Annotated in this window: 29 protein-coding genes; 26 read left to right on the forward strand and 3 right to left on the reverse strand. The window is 64.4% G+C overall.

The window, feature by feature from the left end:
• Positions 1 to 50: 50 nt before the first annotated feature.
• From dndC to CMV14_RS22315, 8 genes are all read left to right on the forward strand, one after another.
• The gene (gene dndC / locus CMV14_RS22285; RefSeq protein WP_066966608.1) at positions 51 to 1535 is read left to right on the forward strand and encodes a DNA phosphorothioation system sulfurtransferase DndC; all 1485 of its coding nucleotides are present in this window, start codon (positions 51 to 53) and stop codon (positions 1533 to 1535) included.
• Entirely contained in the window at positions 1532 to 3517 is a 1986-nt protein-coding gene (dndD, locus tag CMV14_RS22290) for a DNA sulfur modification protein DndD (protein ID WP_066966611.1), read from the forward strand. The genes dndC and dndD overlap by 4 nt, the downstream gene beginning before the upstream one ends.
• Complete coding sequence (dndE, locus tag CMV14_RS22295) at positions 3498 to 3875, forward strand: DNA sulfur modification protein DndE (RefSeq protein WP_066966614.1); 378 nt, start codon at positions 3498 to 3500, stop codon at positions 3873 to 3875. The genes dndD and dndE overlap by 20 nt, the downstream gene beginning before the upstream one ends.
• Before the next feature lie 68 nt (positions 3876 to 3943).
• Positions 3944 to 5035, forward strand: coding sequence for a cysteine desulfurase family protein (locus CMV14_RS22300; RefSeq protein ID WP_238147119.1), 1092 nt, complete (start codon positions 3944 to 3946; stop codon positions 5033 to 5035).
• Positions 5036 to 5487: 452 nt separating this feature from the next.
• Entirely contained in the window at positions 5488 to 5886 is a 399-nt protein-coding gene (locus tag CMV14_RS22305; protein ID WP_083215997.1) for a DUF2958 domain-containing protein, read from the forward strand.
• 670 nt (positions 5887 to 6556) lie between these two features.
• The gene (locus CMV14_RS26910; RefSeq protein ID WP_176489091.1) at positions 6557 to 6721 is read left to right on the forward strand and encodes a hypothetical protein; all 165 of its coding nucleotides are present in this window, start codon (positions 6557 to 6559) and stop codon (positions 6719 to 6721) included.
• 144 nt (positions 6722 to 6865) lie between these two features.
• Complete coding sequence (locus tag CMV14_RS22310; RefSeq protein ID WP_066966802.1) at positions 6866 to 7270, forward strand: hypothetical protein; 405 nt, start codon at positions 6866 to 6868, stop codon at positions 7268 to 7270.
• 608 nt (positions 7271 to 7878) lie between these two features.
• A complete protein-coding gene (locus CMV14_RS22315) occupies positions 7879 to 8199 on the forward strand; it encodes a DUF736 domain-containing protein (RefSeq protein ID WP_066966805.1) in 321 nt (106 codons plus the stop codon).
• 69 nt (positions 8200 to 8268) lie between these two features.
• Here the strand turns inward: CMV14_RS22315 and CMV14_RS22320 are convergent, their stop codons facing one another.
• The gene (locus CMV14_RS22320; RefSeq protein ID WP_066966622.1) at positions 8269 to 8478 is read right to left on the reverse strand and encodes a helix-turn-helix domain-containing protein; all 210 of its coding nucleotides are present in this window, start codon (positions 8476 to 8478) and stop codon (positions 8269 to 8271) included.
• Between the two features lie 292 nt (positions 8479 to 8770).
• Here CMV14_RS22320 and CMV14_RS22325 point away from each other — a divergent pair, with 292 nt between their 5' ends.
• The 10 genes from CMV14_RS22325 (at position 8771) to CMV14_RS22365 (ending at position 15490) form a co-directional block, all read left to right on the forward strand.
• A complete protein-coding gene (locus CMV14_RS22325; RefSeq protein WP_238147120.1) occupies positions 8771 to 8983 on the forward strand; it encodes a DNA -binding domain-containing protein in 213 nt (70 codons plus the stop codon).
• A gap of 151 nt (positions 8984 to 9134) precedes the next feature.
• On the forward strand, positions 9135 to 9428 hold the full coding sequence (locus CMV14_RS27250) for a transcriptional regulator domain-containing protein (RefSeq protein WP_238147121.1): 294 nt from the start codon (positions 9135 to 9137) through the stop codon (positions 9426 to 9428).
• Positions 9346 to 9906, forward strand: a complete 561-nt coding sequence (locus CMV14_RS22330; RefSeq protein ID WP_083215999.1) for a DUF2285 domain-containing protein — start codon at positions 9346 to 9348, stop codon at positions 9904 to 9906. The genes CMV14_RS27250 and CMV14_RS22330 overlap by 83 nt, the downstream gene beginning before the upstream one ends.
• 130 nt (positions 9907 to 10036) lie before the next feature.
• Positions 10037 to 10309 (forward strand): helix-turn-helix transcriptional regulator, encoded by a 273-nt coding sequence (locus tag CMV14_RS22335; protein WP_066966808.1) that lies wholly within the window; start codon positions 10037 to 10039, stop codon positions 10307 to 10309.
• A gap of 9 nt (positions 10310 to 10318) precedes the next feature.
• On the forward strand, positions 10319 to 11197 hold the full coding sequence (locus CMV14_RS22340; protein WP_066966629.1) for a replication initiator protein A: 879 nt from the start codon (positions 10319 to 10321) through the stop codon (positions 11195 to 11197).
• A gap of 146 nt (positions 11198 to 11343) precedes the next feature.
• Positions 11344 to 11883, forward strand: coding sequence for a DUF2840 domain-containing protein (locus CMV14_RS22345; RefSeq protein WP_238147122.1), 540 nt, complete (start codon positions 11344 to 11346; stop codon positions 11881 to 11883).
• Entirely contained in the window at positions 11880 to 12458 is a 579-nt protein-coding gene (locus tag CMV14_RS22350) for a S26 family signal peptidase (protein ID WP_066966632.1), read from the forward strand. The genes CMV14_RS22345 and CMV14_RS22350 overlap by 4 nt, the downstream gene beginning before the upstream one ends.
• Before the next feature lie 3 nt (positions 12459 to 12461).
• Positions 12462 to 12791: a DUF736 domain-containing protein gene (locus tag CMV14_RS22355; RefSeq protein ID WP_066966635.1), complete on the forward strand. Its 330-nt coding sequence runs from the start codon at positions 12462 to 12464 to the stop codon at positions 12789 to 12791.
• A 19-nt stretch (positions 12792 to 12810) separates the two neighbouring features.
• Positions 12811 to 13497 carry a lytic transglycosylase domain-containing protein gene (locus tag CMV14_RS22360; RefSeq protein WP_269148371.1) on the forward strand — a complete coding sequence of 229 codons (687 nt, stop codon included), beginning with the start codon at positions 12811 to 12813 and terminating at the stop codon, positions 13495 to 13497.
• Between the two features lie 247 nt (positions 13498 to 13744).
• The gene (locus tag CMV14_RS22365) at positions 13745 to 15490 is read left to right on the forward strand and encodes a relaxase/mobilization nuclease domain-containing protein (RefSeq protein WP_066966639.1); all 1746 of its coding nucleotides are present in this window, start codon (positions 13745 to 13747) and stop codon (positions 15488 to 15490) included.
• A 3-nt stretch (positions 15491 to 15493) separates the two neighbouring features.
• On the opposite strand, the gene CMV14_RS22370 is transcribed toward CMV14_RS22365, so the two are convergent.
• The gene (locus CMV14_RS22370; RefSeq protein ID WP_066966642.1) at positions 15494 to 15787 is read right to left on the reverse strand and encodes a hypothetical protein; all 294 of its coding nucleotides are present in this window, start codon (positions 15785 to 15787) and stop codon (positions 15494 to 15496) included.
• A 7-nt stretch (positions 15788 to 15794) separates the two neighbouring features.
• Positions 15795 to 15992 carry a hypothetical protein gene (locus tag CMV14_RS22375; RefSeq protein WP_096367875.1) on the reverse strand — a complete coding sequence of 66 codons (198 nt, stop codon included), beginning with the start codon at positions 15990 to 15992 and terminating at the stop codon, positions 15795 to 15797.
• Positions 15993 to 16208: 216 nt separating this feature from the next.
• Here CMV14_RS22375 and CMV14_RS22380 point away from each other — a divergent pair, with 216 nt between their 5' ends.
• From CMV14_RS22380 to trbK-alt, 8 genes are all read left to right on the forward strand, one after another.
• Positions 16209 to 18197 carry a conjugal transfer protein TraG gene (locus tag CMV14_RS22380; protein ID WP_066966652.1) on the forward strand — a complete coding sequence of 663 codons (1989 nt, stop codon included), beginning with the start codon at positions 16209 to 16211 and terminating at the stop codon, positions 18195 to 18197.
• Entirely contained in the window at positions 18194 to 18583 is a 390-nt protein-coding gene (locus CMV14_RS22385) for a CopG family transcriptional regulator (protein ID WP_066966656.1), read from the forward strand. The genes CMV14_RS22380 and CMV14_RS22385 overlap by 4 nt, the downstream gene beginning before the upstream one ends.
• Before the next feature lie 279 nt (positions 18584 to 18862).
• Positions 18863 to 19825 carry a P-type conjugative transfer ATPase TrbB gene (trbB, locus tag CMV14_RS22390; RefSeq protein ID WP_066966658.1) on the forward strand — a complete coding sequence of 321 codons (963 nt, stop codon included), beginning with the start codon at positions 18863 to 18865 and terminating at the stop codon, positions 19823 to 19825.
• A 62-nt stretch (positions 19826 to 19887) separates the two neighbouring features.
• Positions 19888 to 20175, forward strand: coding sequence for a TrbC/VirB2 family type IV secretion system protein (locus tag CMV14_RS22395; protein ID WP_238147319.1), 288 nt, complete (start codon positions 19888 to 19890; stop codon positions 20173 to 20175).
• Positions 20175 to 20450 (forward strand): VirB3 family type IV secretion system protein, encoded by a 276-nt coding sequence (locus CMV14_RS22400; RefSeq protein WP_066966663.1) that lies wholly within the window; start codon positions 20175 to 20177, stop codon positions 20448 to 20450. Before CMV14_RS22395 ends, CMV14_RS22400 begins: the two co-directional genes overlap by 1 nt.
• A gap of 5 nt (positions 20451 to 20455) precedes the next feature.
• Positions 20456 to 22906, forward strand: coding sequence for a conjugal transfer protein TrbE (gene trbE / locus CMV14_RS22405; protein ID WP_066966673.1), 2451 nt, complete (start codon positions 20456 to 20458; stop codon positions 22904 to 22906).
• 5 nt (positions 22907 to 22911) lie between these two features.
• Positions 22912 to 23685 (forward strand): P-type conjugative transfer protein TrbJ, encoded by a 774-nt coding sequence (gene trbJ / locus CMV14_RS22410; RefSeq protein ID WP_083216000.1) that lies wholly within the window; start codon positions 22912 to 22914, stop codon positions 23683 to 23685.
• Between the two features lie 4 nt (positions 23686 to 23689).
• Positions 23690 to 24046: a putative entry exclusion protein TrbK-alt gene (trbK-alt, locus tag CMV14_RS22415; protein WP_066966676.1), complete on the forward strand. Its 357-nt coding sequence runs from the start codon at positions 23690 to 23692 to the stop codon at positions 24044 to 24046.
• Position 24047 lies beyond the last annotated feature (1 nt).

Raw genomic sequence — 24047 nt, forward strand, 5'->3', positions numbered from 1 at the left:
AACGTAGCCAGAAAAGCATCGCGCACTATTGATGAATTGTGATTCCGACCATGAGCAACAAGAAATCGGGGATTCTCGAAAGTCTCTACGAAGATATCCGACAAATATACCTCGCTGATGCCCGCCCGTGGGTGGTTGGATATAGTGGAGGCAAGGATTCAACCACGGCGCTCCAGTTGATCTGGACGGCGATCAAGGGCCTTGCTCCGGCCCAGCGCACGAAGACCATCCACGTCATAAGCTCGGACACACTCGTCGAGACCCCGGTTGTGTCGCGTTATATTGACGAGACTTTGGCGAAGATCACTACTGCGGCGGTCGAGCAGGATATGCCTGTCGTCACCCGAAAGGTCATCCCGAGCATCGAGCGCAGCTTCTGGGTCAACCTCATCGGTCGCGGCTATCCTGCCCCATCGCGTCGGTTCCGCTGGTGTACCGAACGGCTGAAAATCGAGCCGGCAAACGACTTCATCAAGAGCTGCGTCGCCGAATATGGCGAGGTCATTATGGTCCTGGGGGTGCGCTCCCAGGAGTCTGCCACCCGCTCGCAGGTCATGGCCCTGCATCGCATCGAGGGCTCGAAGCTGTCGCGGCATTCGAGCCTGCTCAACGCGTTCGTCTACGCACCGATCGCCGACTTCTCGACCGACGACGTGTGGACCTATCTGCTGCAGAACCCCTCGCCCTGGGGCAGCGACAACCGCGATCTGGTCGCGATGTATCGCAATGCCGCCTCGGGCGAATGTCCGCTGGTCGTCGATACAACCACGCCGTCCTGCGGCAATTCCCGGTTCGGCTGCTGGGTCTGCACGGTCGTCGAGCGCGACAAGGCAATGGAAGCGATGATCGACAGCGGCGAGGAATGGCTGACTCCGTTGCTCGAATTTCGCGACAAGCTGTCGGAAACCCAGCGGCCCGAACTCAAGGCCCGTTTTCGCGACTACAAGCGGCGGACAGGCAAGGTACAGTTCATCGGTGAAACGGACCGGGTGATGCCTGGGCCCTACACCATGAACTTTTGCCGCGAACTGCTGCGCGAGCTCCTGCAGACCCAGAAGGAGGTAGCAGCCGATGCGCCTCCTGGCGAAGCTCCGATCCTCATCCATGAGGCCGAGCTTCACGAAATTCGCCGGATCTGGCGCACCGAACGGGGCGACTGGCCGGACAGCGTGCCCCGGATCGTGCGCGAGGAGCTCGGCAAGGACCTCGTCTGGGTCACCGAGGATTCGGTTGCGTTCACCCAAGACGACAACGAACTGCTCGACAGCATCTGCGCCGAACTCGATGTGCCCACCGACCTGGTGGTCAAGCTGCTCGATGCCGAACGTGCTTCGCATGGCCTCAAGCGTCGCCATGCGATCCACACCAGGATCGAGGAAATCTTTCAGCACGAGTGGCGGGACCTCGAAACGCTGGTCACCGAACGGCGCCGCACTCTGGGTCTCGATGCCGACGGGGCGCCAATTGTGCTGGGGGATGAAGACCCCGACGAGGCACTCGATGTCGACGCCGACGCACAAGTGGGTGAGCCATGATCCTTCGCGCCATCCATCTCGAAAACTTTGGTCTCTACGCCGGACGGCAGACGCTGGATCTGGTCCCTCGCGGACGTTCGGTGGTTCTGGTCGGCGGGCGCAACGGCGCGGGCAAGACGACGCTACTCGAAGCGGTGCGGCTGGCGCTCTACGGCCGGCGCGCCCTAGGCTATCGTGTCGCCCAGTCCGAGTACGAGCTCTATCTGCGGCGCCGAATCCACGTCGGTGGTGATGAGCCGTGCACAGAAGCCTCCGTCGGTCTCGAGTTCGACTATGCCGAAGGCCATGAGCGCAACCGGTACGTCGTGACCCGGCGCTGGACCGCCAAGGCCAACCAGGTCGCCGAAGTGCTCCATCTGGAAAAGGACGGAGCGCCCGTCACCTCAGTGCCCCGCGAAGAGTGGCATAGTTTCCTCCACGAGCTGATCCCGCCCGGGGTTTCCCAGCTCTTCTTCTTCGACGGCGAGAAGATCGCAGAAATTGCGCATGACGGACCCGATGAAGGCCTCGGCGAGGCCGTTCGTGGCTTGCTCGGGATCGAATTGGTCGATCGCCTGCAAACCGACCTCGGGCTCTATCTGGCGCGCCACGCCAAGGGTGCCGACCGTGCTGCGGCCGAGCGTTACGAACAATGCGTGCGCGAACTGGTCGCGTGCGACGAGGATTGTCAGCGTCTCAGCGACGACGTCGATGAGTTGCGCTCGGTTCACGCCGGGCACGAGCGCCGCGTCCAGAACGTGCGGCAGCGCTTCGTATCCGAAGGCGGTGATGCGGCCGGACAGCGAATTTCGCTGGAAGCCACCCGCGCCGAGGTCCGGGGACAGATTGGCCGGCGCGAGACCGAATTGAAAGAACTGGCTGGCGGTCTGTTGCCATTTGCCATGGCGCCACGGCTGGTGAAGCGTTTCGCGGATGCCTTGCACGAAGCGGGCGATCCTGGCGCAGAAGTGGCCCTTGCCGTGCTCCGTCAACGGATGCTCGAGTGGAAAGCGACCGCCGAACCCACCCGCGAGGCGGCGTGGAAGAAGGCGCATTGGGACGATCTCGATCGGTTCCTGAACACCGAGGGTGCGAGCAAGGTCGGCGCCGAACTCTCTTGGCTCGAGCCCGGTGAGCGCCGTAGCCTCATGGCGCGGCTCGAGGAGGTCCGGGGCAAGACGTCGGAGCGGGCGCGCCTGCTGGCCTCCGACTTGTCGGCGATGACCAACCGGCTTCGCGACTTGGAAGCCGAGCTCCAGCGCGCTTCGGGGCAAGGCACCGACAGCGTACTCGAGGAGTTGAACGAGGCACAGATCCAGCTCTCGGCGGCCGAGGCCCAGCTGAAGGCGCGCCAGGAAGACTTGCGCCATGCCGAATATCGCCGCTCAACCCTACAGCGGGAAAAGCGTAAGCTCGAGGAAGCCCAGGTCGAGGCGCGCGATGCCGCCGGGCGCGTGAGTCTCGCCCAGAGGGTCGGCAGCGTGCTGCAGCGTTATGAGGAGCAATTGCTTGACCTCAAACTCGCCCAGCTCAAGGCGGCCTTCGTCGAGCGCTTCAATCACCTTGTCCGCAAGGACAATTTCGTCGCTGATGTGCGCATCGATCGCGCAACCTTCGATACCGTGCTGATCGATGCCGATGGGCGCGAGCTACACAAATCGAGCCTGTCGGCTGGCGAAAAGCAGGTTTATGCGACGGCCATGCTCTGGGCGCTTGCCCATACCAGCGGGCGCGAGTTGCCGATGATCATCGATACACCGCTCGCGCGTCTCGACAGCGAGCACCGCACGGCGCTGGTCGAGCGCTACTTCCCGGCAGCCAGCCACCAGGTCATCGTGCTGTCGACTGATACCGAAGTCGATAGTGAACTTCTTGACCGGCTCATGCCGAACGTCAGCCACAGCTATCACCTCGATTACGATCACGACCGCAGGGCCACGTCAGTACGGCCGGGCTATTTCGGGGATACAGACGGATCGCACGATGCGCTTCAACAAGCTTAAGATCTCAGCGGACGCCACAAGCCGTCTGCGCTCGCTGCGCCAGCGGACGGGCCTCACGCCGAACCTCCTGTGCCGGGCAGCGATCATGTTGTCGCTGGAGGAAGGACCCGTCGGCCAAGGGGCAAGGCCTGACGAAAATGGTCAGGAGTTCAATGCCTATACGCTGACCGGGGATTACAACGGGCTCATCGGCGCCCTGCTGCGCTTTGTTGAGGAGACCGAGCCAGGTCGCGAAGAGGTGCTCGGAAACGAAGAACTCGTCGCGCGGCTGCGCACTCATATCCATCGGGGCGTGGCGACGCTCTCGGTGCGGGCCAAATCCCCTGCCGATCTGGCGCGGCTGGCCATGGCGGCATGAGCGCGCCGACGCCGCTCTACCTCGACCATAATGCGACGACCCCGGTCGATCCGCGCGTCGTCGACCGAATGTTGCCCTATTTCACCGAGGTTTTCGGCAACCCGGCAAGCGTCGAGCACGTTCACGGCAATCGGGCGCAGGCGGCGGTCAAACGGGCCCGCGAGCAAGTGGCGCAAGCCATCGGCGCGCGCGAGAACGAGATTGTCTTCACCGGCAGCTGCACCGAGGCCAACAACCTCGCCATCCTTGGCGCGGCGCGGGCCAATCCCGACAAGCGCCACATCGTTACCACAGCTGTCGAGCATCCATCTGTGCTCGAACCCTTCCGCCAGCTTGAACGGGAAGGCTGGGACATCACCGTCCTGGGAGTCGATGAACAGGGCACGGTGGCACCGGCCGATGTGGCAGCGTCCTTGCGCGCAGACACGCTACTTGTGTCCGTCATGGGCGCCAATAACGAAGTCGGAACGATCCAGCCGATTGAGGAAATCGGTGACATTTGCGCGCGGGCGGGGGTTCTGTTCCACAGCGATCTCGCCCAGTTGCTGAGTTGCCGGAAGGTCGATGTGGCGACGGCCAATATCCACCTTGCCAGCATCTCGGGGCACAAACTCTATGGTCCCAAGGGCGTCGGCGCACTGTATGTCCGCTCCCGGTCTCCGCGTGCGAAGGTTGCGCCGATCCTGTTTGGGGGCGGCCAGGAGAAGGGACTGCGTCCGGCGACGGTCAATGTACCGCTCGTCGTCGGGCTTGGCGAAGCGCTGCTGCTGGCAACGCGGCAATGTGCGGCGGACTCAGCGCGGCTGGCCGCCATGTCGGGCGCATTCCGGGACCATATCGCGGCTCACCTCGAGGGTGTGTCGTTCAATGGGCACCCCACCGAGCGCCTGCCGGGAAACAGCTCGATCTCAATTGCCGGGGTCGAACCGCTGGCGCTGATGCACAAGCTCAACCCCTTTGCGAGCTTTTCAGCATCGAGTGCGTGTTCGACCGAGAAGGTCGAGACGAGCCCGGTGCTACTGGCGATGTTCGGCGACAGTGCGCGCGCGCGCCAGGCGTTCCGGGTCTCGCCCGGGCGGTTCACCGACAAGGTGGCGCTGATGGATTTTGCCCAGCAGCTCGTCGCCGAGGCTGCGCAATTGCGCCAGTTCGCGGGCTAGGCGACGGATGGTGCGGGCATGAGCGCACCCGGCGATCTTTTCGTTCCCATCATGGTCGCTCTGATGGCCGAGGCCATCCCCGGCGGCTAATTTCACTCCCTCGCAGCCCAAGCACTGATCAGACCGCCGAACCGGCGTGGCGGTGATGTCAGGTCCTTTGTTTCACGAGGTCCGGCTTTTCGCACAATCCGGGTGGGGAAAGCCCTTCCCTAACGTCCAGCCAAGCGTGCCGCTTGTCTGAGCGTACCCCTTCGACAGTCAGACGCCGCAAGTGCGGCGTCCTAGAGGGAGAGTCAGGCGGGTGGATCCGTGACGGATTGAAGGGGGTGAGAGCAGTTCGCCGCTGGTCCGTCGCGGAGACCGCACATGGCCCGTGGCATTATACACTCGACCACTCAGCCCCCCCACTATCAGCGCATCGATGCGAAGATCATTTACGGGAGGGCAGCGGCATGAAGCTCTTACCGCCCGCTCTCTATGCGGCTCTTCGCGCCAATCACGTCGCGCGGGGCAAGCGGCTTCGTCAGGGCGTCGACCGGTTCGATCCGGTTCCCCTTCTTCGCCTGTTCAATCCCATAGGCGCGGCCATATGGCTTGCGACCGAAATTGATGAAGACGGCGTCCTGTTCGGCCTGGCCGATCTTGGTTTCGGTTGTCCGGAGCTCGGTTACTTTTCGCTCGAGGAGCTTCAATCGATCCGATTGCCGTTTGGCCTCAGAATCGAGCACGACGGCTCGTTTGTCGGATGCCACCCTCTCTCTGTCTATGCGCGAGTAGCCACACGAGTTGGTTCGCTGCTGGAGGTTGAGCGCCGCCTTCACGAAGCTGCTGCCTTGAAGGGTGAACGGTGATGTCTGCCACGTCGCCAGGCGGCCCCTTCTCCGAAGCGCGCCAATGCAAACACTGTCGGCATTGGCGCGCTCCACCGCAATTCCAGATCAGAGCATGGGAGGCGTTCAAACAAGGCGTGTCGGCACGACGGGTCAAATCCCCGACCGGCCAGTGCGATCAGGTTCTGACGCAACCCGGCAAGCCCATCTCCACGTCGGCAACCCCACCTGGCTTCACCTGTCTGAACTTCGCTCGTCTATGCGATCCTACCAGCGCCAGACCTCCGGGAATTGTGACCGTGCATGAGGACGGGCGACTTGTCTGGAGTGGTCCGGAGGAAGACCTGCCGGAAGAATACCGCTAGCCTCATATTCTCGGGACTCTATCGTAACGGCGAGAGTTGGTCGCGCACCGAAGTTCCGACGACCACGAATCGCTTCAGCCAGGGGTAACTCCTGCATTGGTTCAAATGGATGTGTCCGCTTGCTCCTAACACGCACGGCCCACCCCACTCTCAAAGGCCAATCCGTTGGCCGCCCCCGAGCCTCCTTCAATCAACCCGTGAAGGGTCCGCTACGCTGCGCGTGCGGCCACTGCGGCCTGCTGCCTTCGTGGTGATTGCGGCTTTGCGCCGTCTGTCCGGGGCCTGTCGAGCGGGGATGGTCCCTGCTCCGAGACAGGAGCTCGAACATGTCACTCACCATCGCACAGCGTCACGCCTGGAGCCTCGCCCGCACCCTGATGGTCTGCATCACACTGTTCCACGCCGGCAGCGGCTATGCCGCAGTTCCCAGTTCCGAATTCGATGGCGATGCCGACAGCATCGTTCGCGAATATGACCCGTTCAATCCCTGAACGCGTCACAGCGCACATCACTCGCAGGCCGGATGCCGATCGGGTATTCCGGCTTGCGCTCACGTCTGCTATGAAATCCAAGCACATTGCGCTGCGGTGGAGGTGGAGAGCGCGTCCCTTGCCCTTGGCTTCAAGGAGGACGCCATGCTGATCGGCTTTGCCCTGATAATCGTCGCAGTTTTTCTGATCTGCGCACTTCTGTTCCGCCTTTCGATCCATGCCCTGCCTTTGTTCGTGGCCTTTCTCGCTGGGTCGGCAACCTATCGCGGCGACAACGGGATTCTCGCCGCACTTGCCGCCGCGGCCATTGCCGCGATCGTGCTGCTCGCCGTCGCCCAGTTCGGACTGGCCTTCGCCAAGTCCGACCTGACGCGGGCGGCGATCGGCATTGCCTTCGCAGTTCCTGCCGCGGTCGCGGGCTATCATGCAGTCCACGGCATCGCGGCTGCGACCCTGCCGCAAAGCGCTTGGCAGATTGTCGTTTCGCTGATCGGTGCCGCCGTCATTGCGAGTGCTTCGTGGACACAATGGAGCCGTGCCCGCCCTTAGCACCGGCGTCCCCCAAAGCCCCGCCCGGCAAATGCGGTGCGGGGCTGGCACGGTTAGACCGGCCGTTACGGGGCAGGCGATGGATCAAGCGAGGTCTGCCTTCGTCGTTCCGGGCGGGAGCAAGGTGGGGCGGTTGCCAGGTCGATCCAGCCAGGACCATCCCGCCTTCCGAGATCTTGTGAGTGTCGGGCCGATTGCAGCGTCGAGAATGGACCTCAGAAGGCGCGTTGCAGTCGCAAGGCTCCAGGATGCGAGACCGATCAGCAATTCCACCGGCGGTGAACATCGCCCTGCTCGTTGCTCGGTCTGGCAAGTCCGGGAAGGGCCATGGCTTCCTGCTCAAGTGTGACCCGAGCCCAATGCCGCCTCTCCAATGGCTTTGGTTGGCAGGGGATGGCTTCGCCGCTTGATCCCTTGCTGCAACGCCGTCTCAGCCGACTTTCTTCCCCTGCGTGTGCCACGCATTCCTCGCGAGGCAAGAAAGCCGCCTAGCCGCCGTCCTCCACTCGCGTTCCGGCCGTCCCGGTGCAGCGGGCACAAGCCCCTGCCTTCAACCAGCCATCGAGGCCGCGATGGGCGCGGGTTCGACCAACTTGAAGGAACTCATCATGGCCAACATCGGCACTTTCACCAAGACCGGCAACGAATACAAGGGCGAGATCGTCACCATGTCGGTGCAGCAGAAGAACGTCCGCATCGTCCCCGAAGCCAGCGACAACGAGAACGCGCCGTCGCACCGGGTCTTCGTCGGCCGCGCGGAAATCGGCGCCGCCTGGACCAAGACCTCGAACGAAGGCCGCGACTATCTCTCGGTCAAGCTCGACGATCCCAGCTTCACCGCCCCGATCTTCGCCAACCTCTTCGACGACGAAGACGGCAAGTCCTTCAACCTGATCTGGTCGCGCGCTCGCCGCACCAACGGCGACTGACCGCCAAGCCAGCCCCGCCCGGCACCTGCCGGGCGGGGCTTAGGCATGTTCATCGACAGAGCCGGAAGCTCAGGGTTGCTGCAGCAGAAGTGAGGCGTCGATCTTCAACTCACGCGCAAGCTTTTCGATGACGTCAACGGTAGCCGCGTATTGACAGCGCTCGAGGCTGCTGACGTAGGTCCTGTCGATGTCGGCGCGATGGGCAAGCTCTTCCTGCGACAAACCCGCTGCCAACCGGTGCCGTTTCAAATTCTCTGCAAGGACCTCGCGCAAAGTCATTGCGCGCAATGACGGCCATTGCAGAGTATTTAACCACGGAGTATACTCTTCAAGGCTTGTGGTTCAGTTGACAGTCGGGTGACCAGTGGTCGTGTGCCGAGTCCGCTTCATCGCACCATGAGGGCAAAGTTGTCCCCCAGATGGGGATCATTATCCCCGGTCTGGGCTAAGTATGAGCCACTGATATCGTGTACGCACCATGTTGAGCGTGGCGGCGTGATTCGGGTAAGCCACGCCAGCGGGTCCAATGGCAAAAATGCATTTTCTGACTGAACCGCCGCAAGGCGACGGCATGACCACTTATGACGAGCAGAACCTCGTCACATACCTGCGCTTGCTCGATGCCGAGGCCGAAGGGGCGGACTGGCGCGAGATTGTCCGCATCGTCTTCGAGATCGAACCTGATTCAGACACGGAGCATGCGCGGCTCATCTTTTCGAGCCACCTGGCGCGCGCGCACTGGATGCGTGACAATGGGTTCCGGCACCTGCTGCAGAAGCGTTGATCTTACGTCCGAACCCCGTCGAATCGCGAATGACGACTGCATCGTTCTACCTTGGTGCGGAGAACTCGGTGCAGTAACGGACCTTGCCAAGAAATTCTGATATTCAAATACTTACATACAGCCGTTTCACCTGAACTTACGGAGATCGGATGTGTCGGGTGGATCATCTTGGCGCGCGCCGAATGCAGCGGAGCGATACGCACACCACGATTACGCTGACTTTGCGCAGGAGTTCCTGCAGCGCAATTCCGACTACCTCCGAGATCATGCCGAGACACAGGCCCGGATCGCCAGGGAGCCCGCAAGCGCTCAAGCCGAAGAGGAGGGTCTGGCCGGGCGATGGGGGCTCAGTTTTCCCCACCTTGCCGGACGCCGATCCGCGAAACAATCCGGCGCTCTGGTCACCGCTCGTGGCGCCCGACGTCGTCGTCGTCGAAACCGGTGACTTCGCAGCAATCCCGCTGCCGCCCGGCTTTGAGCCGCTGGTGAAAGAAAGCAGTCCTACCGAACATCACCTGGTCGCTGCCTACGGCGCGGCACGGCTTCGCCTGTGCCTGCGCGCCGCACCTTCTGGTTGCCCCGACTGTTTAATTATTCTGCATGATCGATCTGCGGCAACCCGGCTCGCCGCTGCTACCCGCTTTGAGCGGGTCACGCGCGGACTTCGCCTCGGGCTTGACCGCTCGGCCTCGCCGTCCGCCTATCGGCGTTCGCGGCTCGTTTTGCTACTGGGTATCCATGACGCGCTCGATGCGGGTGCTGGCCCTCGCGATCTCGCCTTCGGCCTCGTTTTTCCTCGGCTGCGCCCGCTAATCGGCGCGACCTGGAAGGGTTCGGGAGAACGCCGACACACTCTCCGACTGATCGCAGAAGCGCGCCGTCTGGTTACTGGCGGATACCGCAAGCTGCTTCGCCACGACTGAGCAAACCCGGCGGGGTGACGGAATTCACCGGCCTTAATCTGTCACTCCGTCAGCCCATTGCCGTTTCGCCATTGCTGCCTGCGACCAGCGGCAGCCCGCCGCTGTGGTCGAACCTCAGCGGAGGCCGCCCATGGATGCCAGACCCACACCCGTCATTGCCAGATTTCTGCGAACGCCCGATGCCGCCGTGCATCTGGGACTATCCGCCCGCACCCTCGAGAAGCATCGTTGCTTCGGCACCGGCCCGGTCTACCGGAAGCTCGGCGGTCGGATTGTCTACTCCGTCGAGGATCTCGACGCTTGGGCCGAACAGGGGTTGCGCTGTTCGACTAGCGATCCGGGCAAGGGCATAGTTCACCCCGCCAAGCGGCTCGACGGCTACACTCCGCCGGTGCGGCGCTGAGGAACATCCATGCGCCGCACATCCGCCATTCCTGCCAGCGCGCAGCAACTCGACCTGTTCGTCGGTCAGGGCGGCGACATCGCCGCCCGCGACGCCCAGGATCTGATGGCCTGGCCCTTCTTCAGCTTGGCGAAGTCCAAGCGGGTACGCCCGATCGACTTCCGGATGGGCGAGGTGTCGATCCTGGTCGAGGCCACCGCCGAGCATGGCATGGCGACGATCTGGGACGCCGACGTGCTGATATGGGTCGCGAGCCAGATCGTCGAGGCGCGCGACATGGGCCGCCCGACGTCGCGCCTAATCGCCGCGACCCCGCACGAAATCCTGGCCTTTACCCGTCGCGGCACCGGCAAGGCCAGTTACGAGCGACTGAAGGCGGGGCTTGACCGGCTGCAATCGACCACCATCGCGACCTCGATCCGCCAGCGCGACGCACGGCGTCGTCACCGCTTCTCCTGGATCAACGAATGGAAGGAGCGGCTCGATGGCTCTGGCCGCGCGCTCGGGATCGAGATGATCATTCCCGACTGGTTCTACGAAGGCGTGATCGACCAGGCGCTCGTCCTGACCATCGATCCCGATTATTTCGCACTGACTGGCGGGCTCGAACGCTGGCTATACCGCTTGGTGCGCAAGCACGGCGGCAAACAGAAGGGTGGCTGGAGCTTCGACTTCCAGCACCTCCACATGAAGTCCGGCGCGTTGTCGGCTCCCAAGCGCTTCGCCTTCGAGCTGCGCGACATCGTGCGGCGGCAAGCGCTCCCCGGATACGCACTCACCATTGAGCACACGCTCGGCCGCGAGCGGCTGCTCTTCGTCGCGAACCCAGTCGATCCGTTCGACGCCGACATGCGGCGCGTCGGCCTCGGCCCTGTGGATATGTCGTGATGGAACACGGACTATCAGGAACCGCCGGACTCGGACGATCAGGAACCGAAAGTTCGGACTATCGGGAACCGAAATGGCCCGCAAAGCCGCGGATTACCTCGCGTTCCGGCTCCCTTAACTATGCTAACAAAGAATCCTTCGGATTCTTGCTAACGCAGCCCCGCCTGAGGACGGATGGCGCTGCGCCGCCGCACAGGCCAGCCGAAACGAGGGTCGGCGATGGCCCGCCGCTCACGCATGTCACGCTGGTCTGGCGCGAGGGCGAACGCGAAGAATGGCTCAAGTTCGGCAAGCCAATCGCCGAGAAGATCGTTAACCGGAGGCAGCGGATCGAAAGTTATTCCGCAGGCCAGGTGTTCGGTCTGGTGCGCTGGGCTGCCAACGACTACGGCACGATCCGCTCGACGCTCGACATCGTCCGCGCCGTCGGAGCGAATGAGTCCTGCACCCCGATCGCGCGGGTCGATCCCGGCGGTGAGCTTCTCCTCTCCGTCCTGGGCTGGCCCAAGGTCAACCAGGTCTTTCGCCTGATCGACGCGATCGAGGCTTCGGGCATCGATCCGTGCGACGTCGCGCCCGATCACTGGCGGCACATCCACAACCGCATGGCAGGGCGTGAACGCCCACGCGACTACAGCCCCGCGCGCCACCGCGCCTGGCTCCAGCGCAAGGCGCTGCTCCCATGATGCGGCGACGGTTCATCCTCGCTGGCGTTGTCGCCACCGCCACACTCGTGACGCTGACCGTGCCGGTCTCACGCTACGCGGTTTGGAACGCGACAGCCTCGGTCCCGACCGGGCTCTACGCCATCCGTGGCAAGGCGAGCCTGCACGTCGGCGAGCGCGTGGCCATCGAGCCGCCTCCGCCACTGCGCCGCCTGCTCGCCGAACGGCATTATCTGCCAACGGGAATTCCGCTCCTGAAGCGCGTCGCCGCCATCAGCGGCCAGCGCATCTGCCGCTTCGCGCATGGCGTGACCATTGACGGTGCATATGTCGGCGCAGCGCGTGCCCGTGACCGGCTCGGACGTGCGCTCCCCGTCTGGGCGGGCTGCCATGTGCTGCGCACCGGCGAGCTGTTCGTGATGAGCCCGGCCGCGCCCGACAGCTTCGACGGGCGCTATTTCGGCGTGCTGCGCGATGCCGATGTGATCGGCCGCGCGACGCCCGTCTGGACCGATGAAGCTGGGGATGGCGACCACACCTGGTTCGCCGATCCGCGTGCAACTCCACCCACCAGTTCAACAACCGAAGGAGACTGAACGATGAAGATTGGCTATTTCGTCAGCGGTGAGGACGGCTTTGCCGGACATATCACGACGCTGACGCTCGACATTGGCGTGGTGCTGCTACCCGCAGAACCGTCCGACAACGAGAACGCACCCGACTTCCGGGTAATAGCCGGCGAAGACGATGAAGCGCGCGAGATCGGTGCGGGCTGGAAGCGCACCGGCGAGAAGGCCGGCGACTATGTCGCGCTGCAGATCGACGATCCCTCGCTCGTCCAGCCGCTGCGCGCCAACCTGTTCCACGACGATGGCACCGGCCATGTCCTGATCTGGTCGCGCCAGTCCCGGCACGACAAGGCGGACTGAGCCGGTGCGCTGGAATCGCTTGGGCTTTGCCGCGTTCCTCGCCGCTGCCCTGTTCGGCTGTGCGCCTGCCTTCGGGCAGGCCGCTGCCGAACAGGCGCAGCCGCGCACCGTCGCCATCGAACGCCACGTCGCCGAAGCCTCGCAGCGCTTCGGCATTCCCGAAGGCTGGATCTATGCTGTGATGCGCAACGAAAGCGCAGGCCGGGTCGGCGCGGTCTCGTCTGCCGGGGCGATGGGTCTGATGCAGCTCATGCCCGGAACCTGGGCGCGCCAGCGCGCCCGGTTCGGCCTTGGTGCTGACCCGTTCGATCCGCGCGACAACATTCTGGCTGGCACAGCCTACTTACGCGAGATGTACGACAGCTACGGCGCCCCCGGCATGCTTGCGGCCTATAATGCAGGACCGGGGCGCTACGAAGACTGGCGCGATCGTGGGCGCGCACTCCCTGCGGAGACCCGCGCCTATGTCGCTAGGATTGCACCGATGCTGCAATTAGGCGGCGCGGCAGCGGTCGTTGCCAGCGCGTCGCCCGTGCAGCCGGTCCGCACATCCTGGACACAGGGCCAGCTTTTTGCCGTGCGCGGAGATGCAGCGGCAGACGCATCCGGCAGCTTCGCAGCCGCCGCGCCGCCGCCCCCCATTCCCGCTTTGCCCGCTCCCTTGAACGGCCTCTTCGCGCCCGTCTCGGGGAGCCGTCCGCAGTGATCGCCCGATTGACCCATGATCGTGTCATGGCGTCGATTGGCGTGGGGAAGTGCGGAAGGGCAGCAGGAGAAGGGGCAAGTACAGGAGGATGGCAAGATAAAAGCGGAGCCAGCCGCCGGGATGTGGGGGCGCAGATTTGTGAGCTTTCCAAAGCCAGCCGCTTCGTACCCCGACTGGCTCCCTTCAGGAGAATGCGCGCAATTCCGCCGTGCGCAGAGCCAGCCGCCATTCCCCTCCTTAGCCGCCCATGAGCGACGACGACTTCGATATCAAACCGGGACGCATCCGTGACCGCGCCTCTGGTCAGCACAAAGCGCGCACTCTCAAGGCGCAGCTTCGCGCCTTGTCCAACCGGGCCGGACACAGCGGTCGATCTGGCAGCTCGGGCGCTAGGCGCGGCACCGGTCGACTGGCGCGAGGCCGGATTGCCAACCTGCGAGCAACCACTCGCGCCAGCCATCGCCGTGTCATCGTCAAGGCGCGCGTCGTGCGGCACCGGGGATCGCGCTTCGCCGCAGCGCCGCTCGCTCAGCACCTGACCTATCTCAAACGCGACGGCGTTACCCGGGACGGGAAAGAAGCTGAACTGTTCGGCAACGGTGACGGTTCTGCCGATGGCACCGCCTTCGCCGAACGCTGCGCCGACGACCGTCATCACTTCCGCTTCATCGTTTCGCCCGAAGATGCAGGTGAGCTTGCCGATGTCCGGACCTTCACGCGCGAACTGCTGGCGGATATGGAGAGGGATCTCGGCACCGGGCTCGACTGGGTGGCAGTCGATCACTGGAATACCGACAATCCCCACATCCACATCCTGGTCAGAGGCAAGGCCGACGATGGCCGCGACCTGGTGATCGACAAGGACTACATCCGCGAGGGGATGCGCAGTCGCGCGGAAGCGCGCGTTTCGCTTGAGCTAGGACCACGCAGTGAGCGCGAGGTCGAACGAGCAATCATGCGCGAGATTGATGCCGATCGCTGGACCGGTCTCGATCGCCGTCTCCAGCGGATGGCCGATGAACTAGGCGGCGTGGTCGACCTTCGCCCCGATCCGCAGCGGGCTACAAACCCCGGCCACCAGCATCTCATTGGCCGCGCCACCAAGCTCGAACGCATGGAGCTTGCCGACCGGATCGCGCCCGGCTGTTGGCGGCTCAAGCCGGGGCTCGAACAATCGCTACGCGACCTCGCGGTCAGGAGTGATGTGATCAAGACGATGCACCGGGCGATGACCGGGCAGGGCCTCGCCGCTGAGACCGGGCGGTTCGCCATGCACGATGAAGCCGCGCCGGAGCCGGTGATCGGACGACTGGTCGAGCGCGGGCTGCACAACGAGCTGACCGGCGAGGCCTATGCAGTGATCGATGGTGCCGACGGCCATGTCCATCATCACAAGTTCAGCGATATCGACCTGACTGGCGATGCCGCGCCCGGTGCGATCGTCGAGCTCAGGACCTGGACCGACCGGCGCGGCCGCGAGCAATCGTCGCTCTGGACGCATTCCGATCTCGATCTCGCTGCACAGCAGACCGCGCGGGGATCGACCTGGCTCGACAAGCAGCTCGTCGCTTCCGAACCCCAGGCGCTTGGCGCCGGGTTCGGTGGCGAAATCGAAGCAGCCAAGACCCGGCGACTGGAGTATCTCGAAGCCGAGGGTCTCGCAAAGCGGCAGGGCAATCGTTTCGTGCTGACCCGCAATCTGCTTGGCGCGTTGCGCGATCGCGACCTTGCCGAGGCGGGAACCGCGCTCTCCCGCGAGCACAACCTGCCCTATCGTCAGGGCAGACCCAACGGTGAGGTGTCGGGCGTCTATCGCGGACGCGTCCAGCTCGCATCGGGGCGATTTGCGATGATCGACGATGGCCTCGGCTTCTCGCTCGTTCCCTGGTCGAAGCAGCTCGACCGGCACCTGGGGCAATATGTCAGCGGCGCATCGCGATCGGGTGGCGGGATCGAGTGGACGCTCGGGCGCTCGCGCGGGATCGAGATCTGAACATCAGCCCTGCCGGTCGAGCTTGAGCGGCCAGTCGAAATCGCCGCGCCGGGCTTTGCGTTCGGCCACCTCCCGTTCGAACACATCGCCAGCCCTCGCAACCCCATAGTCATCGGCGAACAGCGGCACCTGGCTGGACCTGGCTTCGGCGGCTTCGGCGTCGCGGAAAACATCGTAGCGCCCGAGCTGACGCAGAATGCTGACCTCGGCATCCTTGCTTTGTCCGCGCTTGCCGGTGACCGCAAGGCCCACGGCGATGCAGCGGGCAAGTTCGGTATCGCTGATCCGGACCTTCATGGGGCGCTCAGATCAGCAGCAGCTGGTGCGTGGCGTCACCGTTGAGGCAGGCATCGGCCCTCAGCGCGGCATCGACGGCATTGCGGTAATGGACCGTGCCGAACCGCTCGGCCTCGTCGAACGGGACGGGTGTCCATTCCTCGCCCGGATAAACGCTCTCGTAGATCGCGCGCGCGGCTTCGCGCAGCGCCACATCGTGCTGCATGATCATCATTCCTGTGCTGAAGCCGAATCGGCAAGGCGGCAACGATATTCGTTCTACCTATGTTCTTCAAGCGGCCGCAATCGGCGCGGCGGTCTGCCGGGCGATCCCGCCACCCCTTCCGATCATCCGCCAGCCTTCGATCACTGCCGCGCGGGCCTTGCAATTGCGCGCTTGCCGCACCGACATGCCCTCCCGAAACGGGAAGGAGCATGGTCATTGTCCGCAGCGAAGATCCTCTGGGGCCAGGTGCTGGCCGTATTCCTGATCATCCTGATCAGCGTCTGGGCCGCAACCCAGTGGACTGCGTCCGCACTTGGCCACCAGCCCGAACTGGGCGCGCCCTGGTTCTTCGCTTTCGGCCATCCGGTCTACCGGCCCTATGACCTGTTCTGGTGGTGGTTTTCCTACGACGCCTATGCGCCGCAGATTTTTGACAAGGGCGGGATGATCGCGACATCGGGCGGCTTCGTCGCCATCGTGGTCGCAATCGCCATGTCGGTCTGGCGCGGCCGCGAGAACCGCAACGCCAACACCTACGGGACCGCGCGCTGGGCGACCCGCGAAGACATCCGCAAGGCAGGTCTGTTTGCCGACAGCGGGGTGGTGCTCGGCCAGTTCAACAACAATTATCTGCGGCACGACGGCGCCGAACATGTGCTGTGCTTCGCGCCAACCCGTTCGGGCAAGGGCGTCGGCCTCGTCATCCCCAGCCTGCTCACCTGGCCGGGCTCGGCCATCGTCCACGACATCAAGGGCGAGAACTGGGACATCACCGCCGGGTTTCGCGGCACCTTCAGCCGCACCTTGCGCTTCGATCCGACCAGCCTCGATTCCGCCGCCTACAACCCGCTGCTCGAGGTGCGCCGCGGCATCAACGAGGTGCGCGATGTCCAGAACATCGCCGACATCCTGGTCGATCCCGAAGGCAGCCTCGAAAAGCGCAACCATTGGGAGAAGACCAGCCATGCCTTGCTGGTCGGCGCGATCCTCCATGTTCTCTATGCTGGCACCGACAAATCACTCGCCGGCGTCGCCGCCTTCCTCTCCAACCCCGACGAGACGATCGAGAACACGCTCTACGCGATGATGGACACTCCCCATCTAGGCGAGGCAGGCCCGCACCCGGTGGTCGCCAGCGCGGCGCGCGAATTGCTCAACAAGTCGGACAACGAACGATCGGGCGTGCTTTCGACCGCGATGTCATTCCTGGGGCTCTACCGCGACCCAGTGATAGCCAAGGTCACCAGCCATTCTGATTGGCGGATTGCCGATCTCGTCGATGGCCCTCCGGCTTCGCTCTACCTGGTGGTTCCGCCTTCTGACATCAGCCGGACCAAGCCGCTGATCCGGCTGATCCTCAACCAGATCGGCCGCCGCCTCACCGAAGAGTTCGATCCCAAGTCCAAGCGCCAGCGGGTGCTGCTGATGCTCGACGAGTTCCCGGCTTTGGGGCGCCTCGACTTCTTCGAGAGCGCGCTGGCGTTTATGGCGGGCTACGGCCTCAAGGCGTTCCTGATCGCACAGTCCCTCAACCAGATCGAGCGCGCCTACGGCCAAAACAATGCCATCCTCGACAACTGCCATGTCCGAGTGGCCTTCGCGACCAACGACGAGCGCACCGCCAAGCGCGTGTCGGAATCTCTGGGCACGACCACCGAGCAACGCTCGATGAAGAACTATGCCGGGCACCGCCTTTCACCCTGGCTCGGCCACCTGATGATTTCGCGGTCAGAAACTGCGCGAGCGCTCCTGACCCCTGGCGAGGTCCTGCAACTGCCCGAGACCGATGAAGTCGTGCTGATGTCCGGCGCCCCGCCAATCAAAGCCAAGAAGGCGCGCTACTACATGGATCGCCGACTTCAGGCCCGCGTGGTCAAGGCACCCGCCAGTTGCAGCCAGGCGAAGGCCCCTCGCTCGCCCGACGACTGGAGCGCGCTTCCCCTGATCGAGCCTGACGCAAAGTTGGCTGACGAACATCGGCGCAAGCTCGATTCCGCCAATGGCGGATTGCGGCGCGAACCGGAACTGCCTGAGCACATCGAGGTCGTCGCCAAACCAAAGCCACCGACAGCGGAGTTCGAGTTTTCCGATGCCGACGGTGCCGAAGACGATCAGGCAGCCGCCAATAACGAGCGGATACGCCGCACCATGGAGCGCAGTGCGCGGCAGGCCTCACTCGACCTGGATGACGGGATCGACATGTGAAACTCAAGCGCACCTTCCGTTTGCCCCCCGATGTGATCGACCAGCTTGCCGAGTTCGCATCGCGGAAACGAGTCGGACAACCCGATATCGTCGAAGCGGCGCTTCGCTCGTTCATGTCGCCTGACAATTCGGAGCAACTCGAAGCCGCGCTCAGCCGACGTCTCGACCGCATCGATCGACATATTGACGCTCTGGATCAGCAGGCCGAAATCACGACCGAGGCCTTGGCCCTGTTCGTGCGCTTCTGGCTGACCGCCAATCCGCCGCTCCCGGACAGCGCGCTGGCAGCAGCGCAGGCGCAGGGGAAGGAGCGGTATGAGGGTTTTGTCGAGGCACTCGCACGGAGGCTGGAAGGGAGGTCGCGGTTGGGGGACTTACTGAAGTAGGCCGGTGCCCAAGCCAATTCTGGCGCAGATTTCTGCTCAACTCGATTACCAGCACGACAGGTAAGGGTAGGTCGAATCGCGCTTTGCTTTTCCGCCTTGGAGGGCGCGATCGCGATAGTCACTCCCATTCGGTAGTCCGCAAAAGCACCGGAAATTTCTTGATCTTCGCCACACTACGCTGACTGCAACAACCTGTTGCCATCCCCCATTCTGATGTCTCTTTGATCTGCCTCGCGAGCGCAGCCGGTGGTCGGTTGCCTCATTTGAACGGGGCATCCCATGAGCGTCATTCCGATCCGGTCCGAAGCATCATCGCGCGGCGCGCGCATGTTGCGGACGGCGCTTGGGCCGGAGATAGCGGCCTGGCTTGACGACGCCTCGGTGATCGAGGTCATGCTCAATCCCGACGGGCGGTTGTGGATCGACAGGCTTGGCGCCGGAATCGCCGATACGGGGAGTGGGATGTCCGCTGCCGATGGCGAGCGGATCATCCGGCTGGTCGCGCACCATGTCGGGGCCGAGGTCCACGCCAAGTTGCCGCGGGTATCGGCAGAGCTTCCCGAGACGGGGGAACGGTTCGAGGGGCTGTTGCCGCCGGTGGTGGCCGCGCCCAGCTTTGCGATCCGCAAGCCGGCCGTAGCGGTGTTCACGTTGGGCGATTACGTCGCCGCCGGGATCATGGCGCAGTGGCAAGCTGATGCGCTGGCCCGCGCGGTTGGCGACAAAAAGAACATCCTGGTCGCTGGTGGCACCTCGACCGGCAAGACCACGCTTACCAACGCCTTGCTGGCGGAAGTCGCCACGACCGACGATCGGGTGGTCCTGATCGAGGACACCCGCGAGTTGCAATGCGCCGCGCCCAACCTCGTGTCGCTTCGCACCAAGGACGGCGTGGCAACGCTGTCCGATCTGGTGCGATCGGCCCTGCGGCTGCGGCCCGATCGTATCCCGATCGGGGAGGTGCGCGGCGCCGAAGCGCTCGACCTGCTGAAAGCCTGGGGCACTGGCCATCCCGGCGGCGTCGGGACCATTCATGCCGGTTCCGCGCTCGGAACGCTGTGCCGCCTTGAGCAGCTGATCCAGGAAAGCGTCGTCACCGTGCCGCGCGCGCTGATTGCCGAAACCATCGACGTGATCGCCGTGCTGGTCCGCGACGGCACCGGACGGCGGCTCGCCGAACTCGCCGAGGTCACCGGGCTCGATGAACGCGGCGACTATCGCATTCTCCCCACCACCCCCTAAGCAAAAGGAACTCCCAAATGATCCAGACCATTTCGCGCGCCCGTGCCCGCCTGTCCGCAGCCATGCTCGGCGGCTTCGTTGCCCTCTGCCTCACCACACCGGCCCATGCCGCTGGCTCGTCGATGCCGTGGGAAGCACCGCTTCAGTCGATTCTCGAATCCATCCAGGGTCCGGTCGCCAAGATCGTCGCGGTGATGATCATCATCGCCACCGGCCTCGCGCTCGCTTTCGGCGACACCTCGGGCGGCGCGCGGCGGATGATCCAGATCGTGTTCGGTCTGTCGATCGCCTTTGCCGCCTCGTCCTTCTTCCTGTCGTTCTTCAGCTTCGGCGGCGGAGCGCTGGTCTGATGGACGGCGCGCCGCCCGAAACCGTCCCCGGCTATGTGGTGCCGGTCCACCGCGCGCTGACCGAGCACATCTTGCTCGGCGGTGCTCCGCGTGGCCTGGCGATCGCCAATGCGACGCTGGCCGCGGCGATCGGTCTGGGCCTGCGACTGTGGATCGCCGGCGTGGTGATCTTCGCGCTCGGCCATGCGGTCTCGGTCTGGGCGGCGCGGCGCGATCCCCAATTCGTCGATGTCGCACGGCGGCATCTGCGCTTTCCCACCTATCTGAGGGTCTGAAGCCGATGCTCTCGCTTCGCGAATACCGTAACAAGGCCGACCGTCTCGCGGACTTCCTCCCCTGGGCGGCGCTCGTCGCGCCGGGCGTGGTACTCAACAAGGATGGCAGCTTTCAGCGCTCGGCGCGCTTTCGCGGCCCCGACCTCGACAGCGCCACACCAGCCGAACTGATCGCGACGACCGCGCGGCTCAATTCTGCGCTGCGACGCCTGGGCTCGGGCTGGGCAATCTTCGTCGAGGCGGTGCGCCGCCCGGCGCAGGACTATCCCGACAGCCAGTTTCCCGATCCGGCGTCCATGCTGGTTGAGCGCGAACGCGCCGCACAGTTCGCCGAGGAAGGCACGCATTTCGAGAGCGGCTATTTCCTGACCTTGCTGTGGATGCCGCCTGCCGAGGATGCGGCCCGCGCCGAAAGCTGGCTCTACGAGGGCAAGGCTGAGAAGGGGATCAACCCGAAGGAGTTGCTCGACCTGTTCAGCGACCGGACTGACCGGTTGCTGCGCTTGGTCGAAGGGTTCGTGCCTGAGGTGGCCTGGCTCGATGACAGCGAGACGCTGACCTATCTGCACAGTTGCATCTCGACCCGCCGCCACCGGGTTCGCGTTCCCGAAGTGCCGATGCACTTGGACGCGTTGCTTGCGGACGAGCCGCTTACCGGTGGGCTCGAACCACGCCTGGGCCGCGCGCATCTGCGCACGCTGACCGTGGTCGGCTTTCCCAGTTCGACCTTCCCCGGACTGCTCGAAGAACTCAACCGGCTCGCCTTCGCCTACCGTTGGTCGACCCGCGCGGTGATGCTCGACAAGACAGATGCCACCAAGCTGACCGCCAAGATCCGGCGGCAATGGTTCGCCAAGAGGAAGTCGGTCGCCGCGATCCTCAAGGAGGTGATGACCAATGAGGCATCAACGCTGCTCGACAGCGACGCCTCGAACAAGGCCGCTGATGCCGATGCGGCGCTGCAGGAACTGGGCGCCGACCACGTCGGGCAAGCCTATGTCACCGCGACGGTCACGGTGTGGGATGAGGATGCAAGCCTCGCCGCTGAAAAGCTGCGCCTGGTCGAGAAGGTGATCCAGGGCCGCGATTTCACCGTGATCGTCGAGGGCATGAACGGGGTCGAAGCCTGGCTCGGATCGCTGCCCGGCCATGTCTACGCCAATGTCCGGCAGCCGCCGATCTCGACACTCAACCTCGCCCACATGATTCCGCTCTCGGCGGTCTGGGCCGGGCCGGAACGGGACGAGCACTTCCGCGATGCACCGCTGTTCTATGCGCGAACCGAGGGCTCCACCCCGTTTCGGTTTTCGCTGCATGTTGGCGATGTTGGCCACACGCTGATCGTCGGGCCGACCGGAGCGGGCAAGTCGGTGCTGCTCGCGCTAATGGCCCTGCAATTCCGCCGTTACGATCGTGCGCAGGTTTTCGCCTTTGACTTCGGCGGTTCGATCCGCGCGGCCGCGCTCGCCTGCGGCGGCGACTGGCAAGATCTGGGAACCAGTCTTTCCGACGACGGTGCGGGCGCGGTGTCGCTGCAACCGCTGGCGCGGATCGACGAGCCCGCCGAGCGCAATTGGGCGGCCGAATGGCTCCAGGCTATCCTCACGTCCGAGGGCGTGACGGTCGATCCGGTCACCAAGGAACATCTGTGGTCGGCGTTGACCTCGCTCGCTACCGCACCGGTGGCCGAGCGGACACTGACCGGCCTCGCCGTACTGCTGCAATCGCAGGCGCTCAAGCAGGCGCTGGCACCTTATTGCATCGGCGGGCCGTTCGGTCGGCTGCTCGATGCCGAAGTCGAACATCTTGGTGAAGCGAGGTTTCAGGCCTTCGAGACCGAAGGGCTGACCGGCTCGGCCGCTGCACCCGCCGTCCTCTCGTACCTGTTTCACCGGATCGAGGGGCGGCTCGACGGCTCACCAACGATGATCATCATCGACGAGGGCTGGCTGGTACTCGACAGCCCCGCCTTCGCCGCGCAGCTGCGCGAATGGCTGAAGACGCTGCGCAAGAAGAACGCGAGCGTGGTCTTTGCGACCCAAAGCCTGGCCGACATCGAGACTTCGGCGATCGCGCCCGCCATCATCGAAAGCTGCCCAACCCGGATTTTCCTCCCCAACGAACGCGCGGTCGAGCCGCAGATTCTGGCGATCTATCGCCGGTTCGGCCTGAACGACCGGCAGATCGAGATCGTCGCCCGTGCCACCCCCAAGCGCGACTATTACTGCCAGTCGGCGCGCGGCAACCGGCTGTTCGAGCTGGGCCTCGGCGAAGTCGCGCTCGCCTTCACCGCCACCTCGTCGAAGACCGACCAACTGACGATCGCCGAGCTGACCGAAATCCACGGCGCTGACGATTTTGCGCGCCAGTGGCTGCGCCATCGCGGCCTCGCCTGGGCCGCCGACATGCTGCCGTCCCCCGTTTCCCCCGCCCCGATGGGCCAACCCAAGGAGTAGCCGCCATGAAGTCGAGTCATTTGAAAAAGCCAGGGGTCCGCCACCTGTTCGCCGCTGGCGCTGCCGTGCTGTCGATGACCGCCACGGCGCTCATGCCCGCGCCCGCCTATGCCCAGTTCGGCGGGATCGTCTACGACCCTTCCAACTACGCGCAGAACGTGCTCACAGCCGCACGCACGCTCGAGCAGATCAACAACCAGATCCGCCAGCTCCAGAACCAGGCGACCTCGCTGATCAATGAGGCGCGCAACCTCGCGAGCCTGCCGACCAGCATCCTCGATCCGCTCCAGCAGCAGATCCGCCAGACCCAGCAGCTCTTGGCGCAGGCGCAGCGCATCTCGTTCGACGTCCAGCAGATCGAGCGCGAGTTCGCGCGGCAATACTCCGGCCAGAACCTCACTGGCAGCCAGCGCGAGATGGTGCAGGGTGCCGAGGAGCGCTGGCGCAACAGTGTTGCCGCGTTCGAGGATGCGCTCAAGGTCCAAGCCGGGGCAGTGAGCAACATCGAAGGCGCCCGCAGCGCCGTGCAGACGATCGTCACTGCCAGCCAGTCGGCGACGGGCGCGTTGCAGGCCGCCCAGGCCGGAAACCAGTTGCTCGCGCTCCAGTCGCAGCAGCTCGCCGATCTGACTGCCACGGTCGCAGCGCTCGGCCGCGCCCAGTCGCTCGATGCCGCCAATGCGGCGGCGGCCAAGGTGCAGGCTCGCGAGCAGCTGCGCCGCTTCCTCGCGCCGGGGCGCGGCTATGTGCCCACCACCGCCCAGATGTTCCGGAACTGAGGCGATGGACACCAAGCTCTTCGCGCGGATCGGAGCCATCGCGTTCGTGGCCGTGGCGATCACCATGACCGCGCTCCAGCTGCGCGAAGAGCGCAAGCCTGATCGCACCGAGATCGTCACGGTGAGCGATCCCGATGGCGATCCGTTGCCCGAAATGCTCCGGCTTTGCTCCGAACTGGGTGAACTCGCCGAAACGACGAACGAGTGCCGCCAAGCCTGGGCCGAGAATCGTCGTCGTTTTTTGGCTCCCGGCGCTCGGCCCAAGGAACGATTTCCGCAAGCCGGCCCCATAATCGACAGTTCCGGGCAGCCATCCCAGTCACAACCGGTCGTCGTATCGTCCGGAACCGGAGGCCGTTGAC

It is taken from the genome of Rhizorhabdus dicambivorans (genome assembly GCF_002355275.1).
Taxonomy (GTDB): domain Bacteria; phylum Pseudomonadota; class Alphaproteobacteria; order Sphingomonadales; family Sphingomonadaceae; genus Rhizorhabdus; species Rhizorhabdus dicambivorans.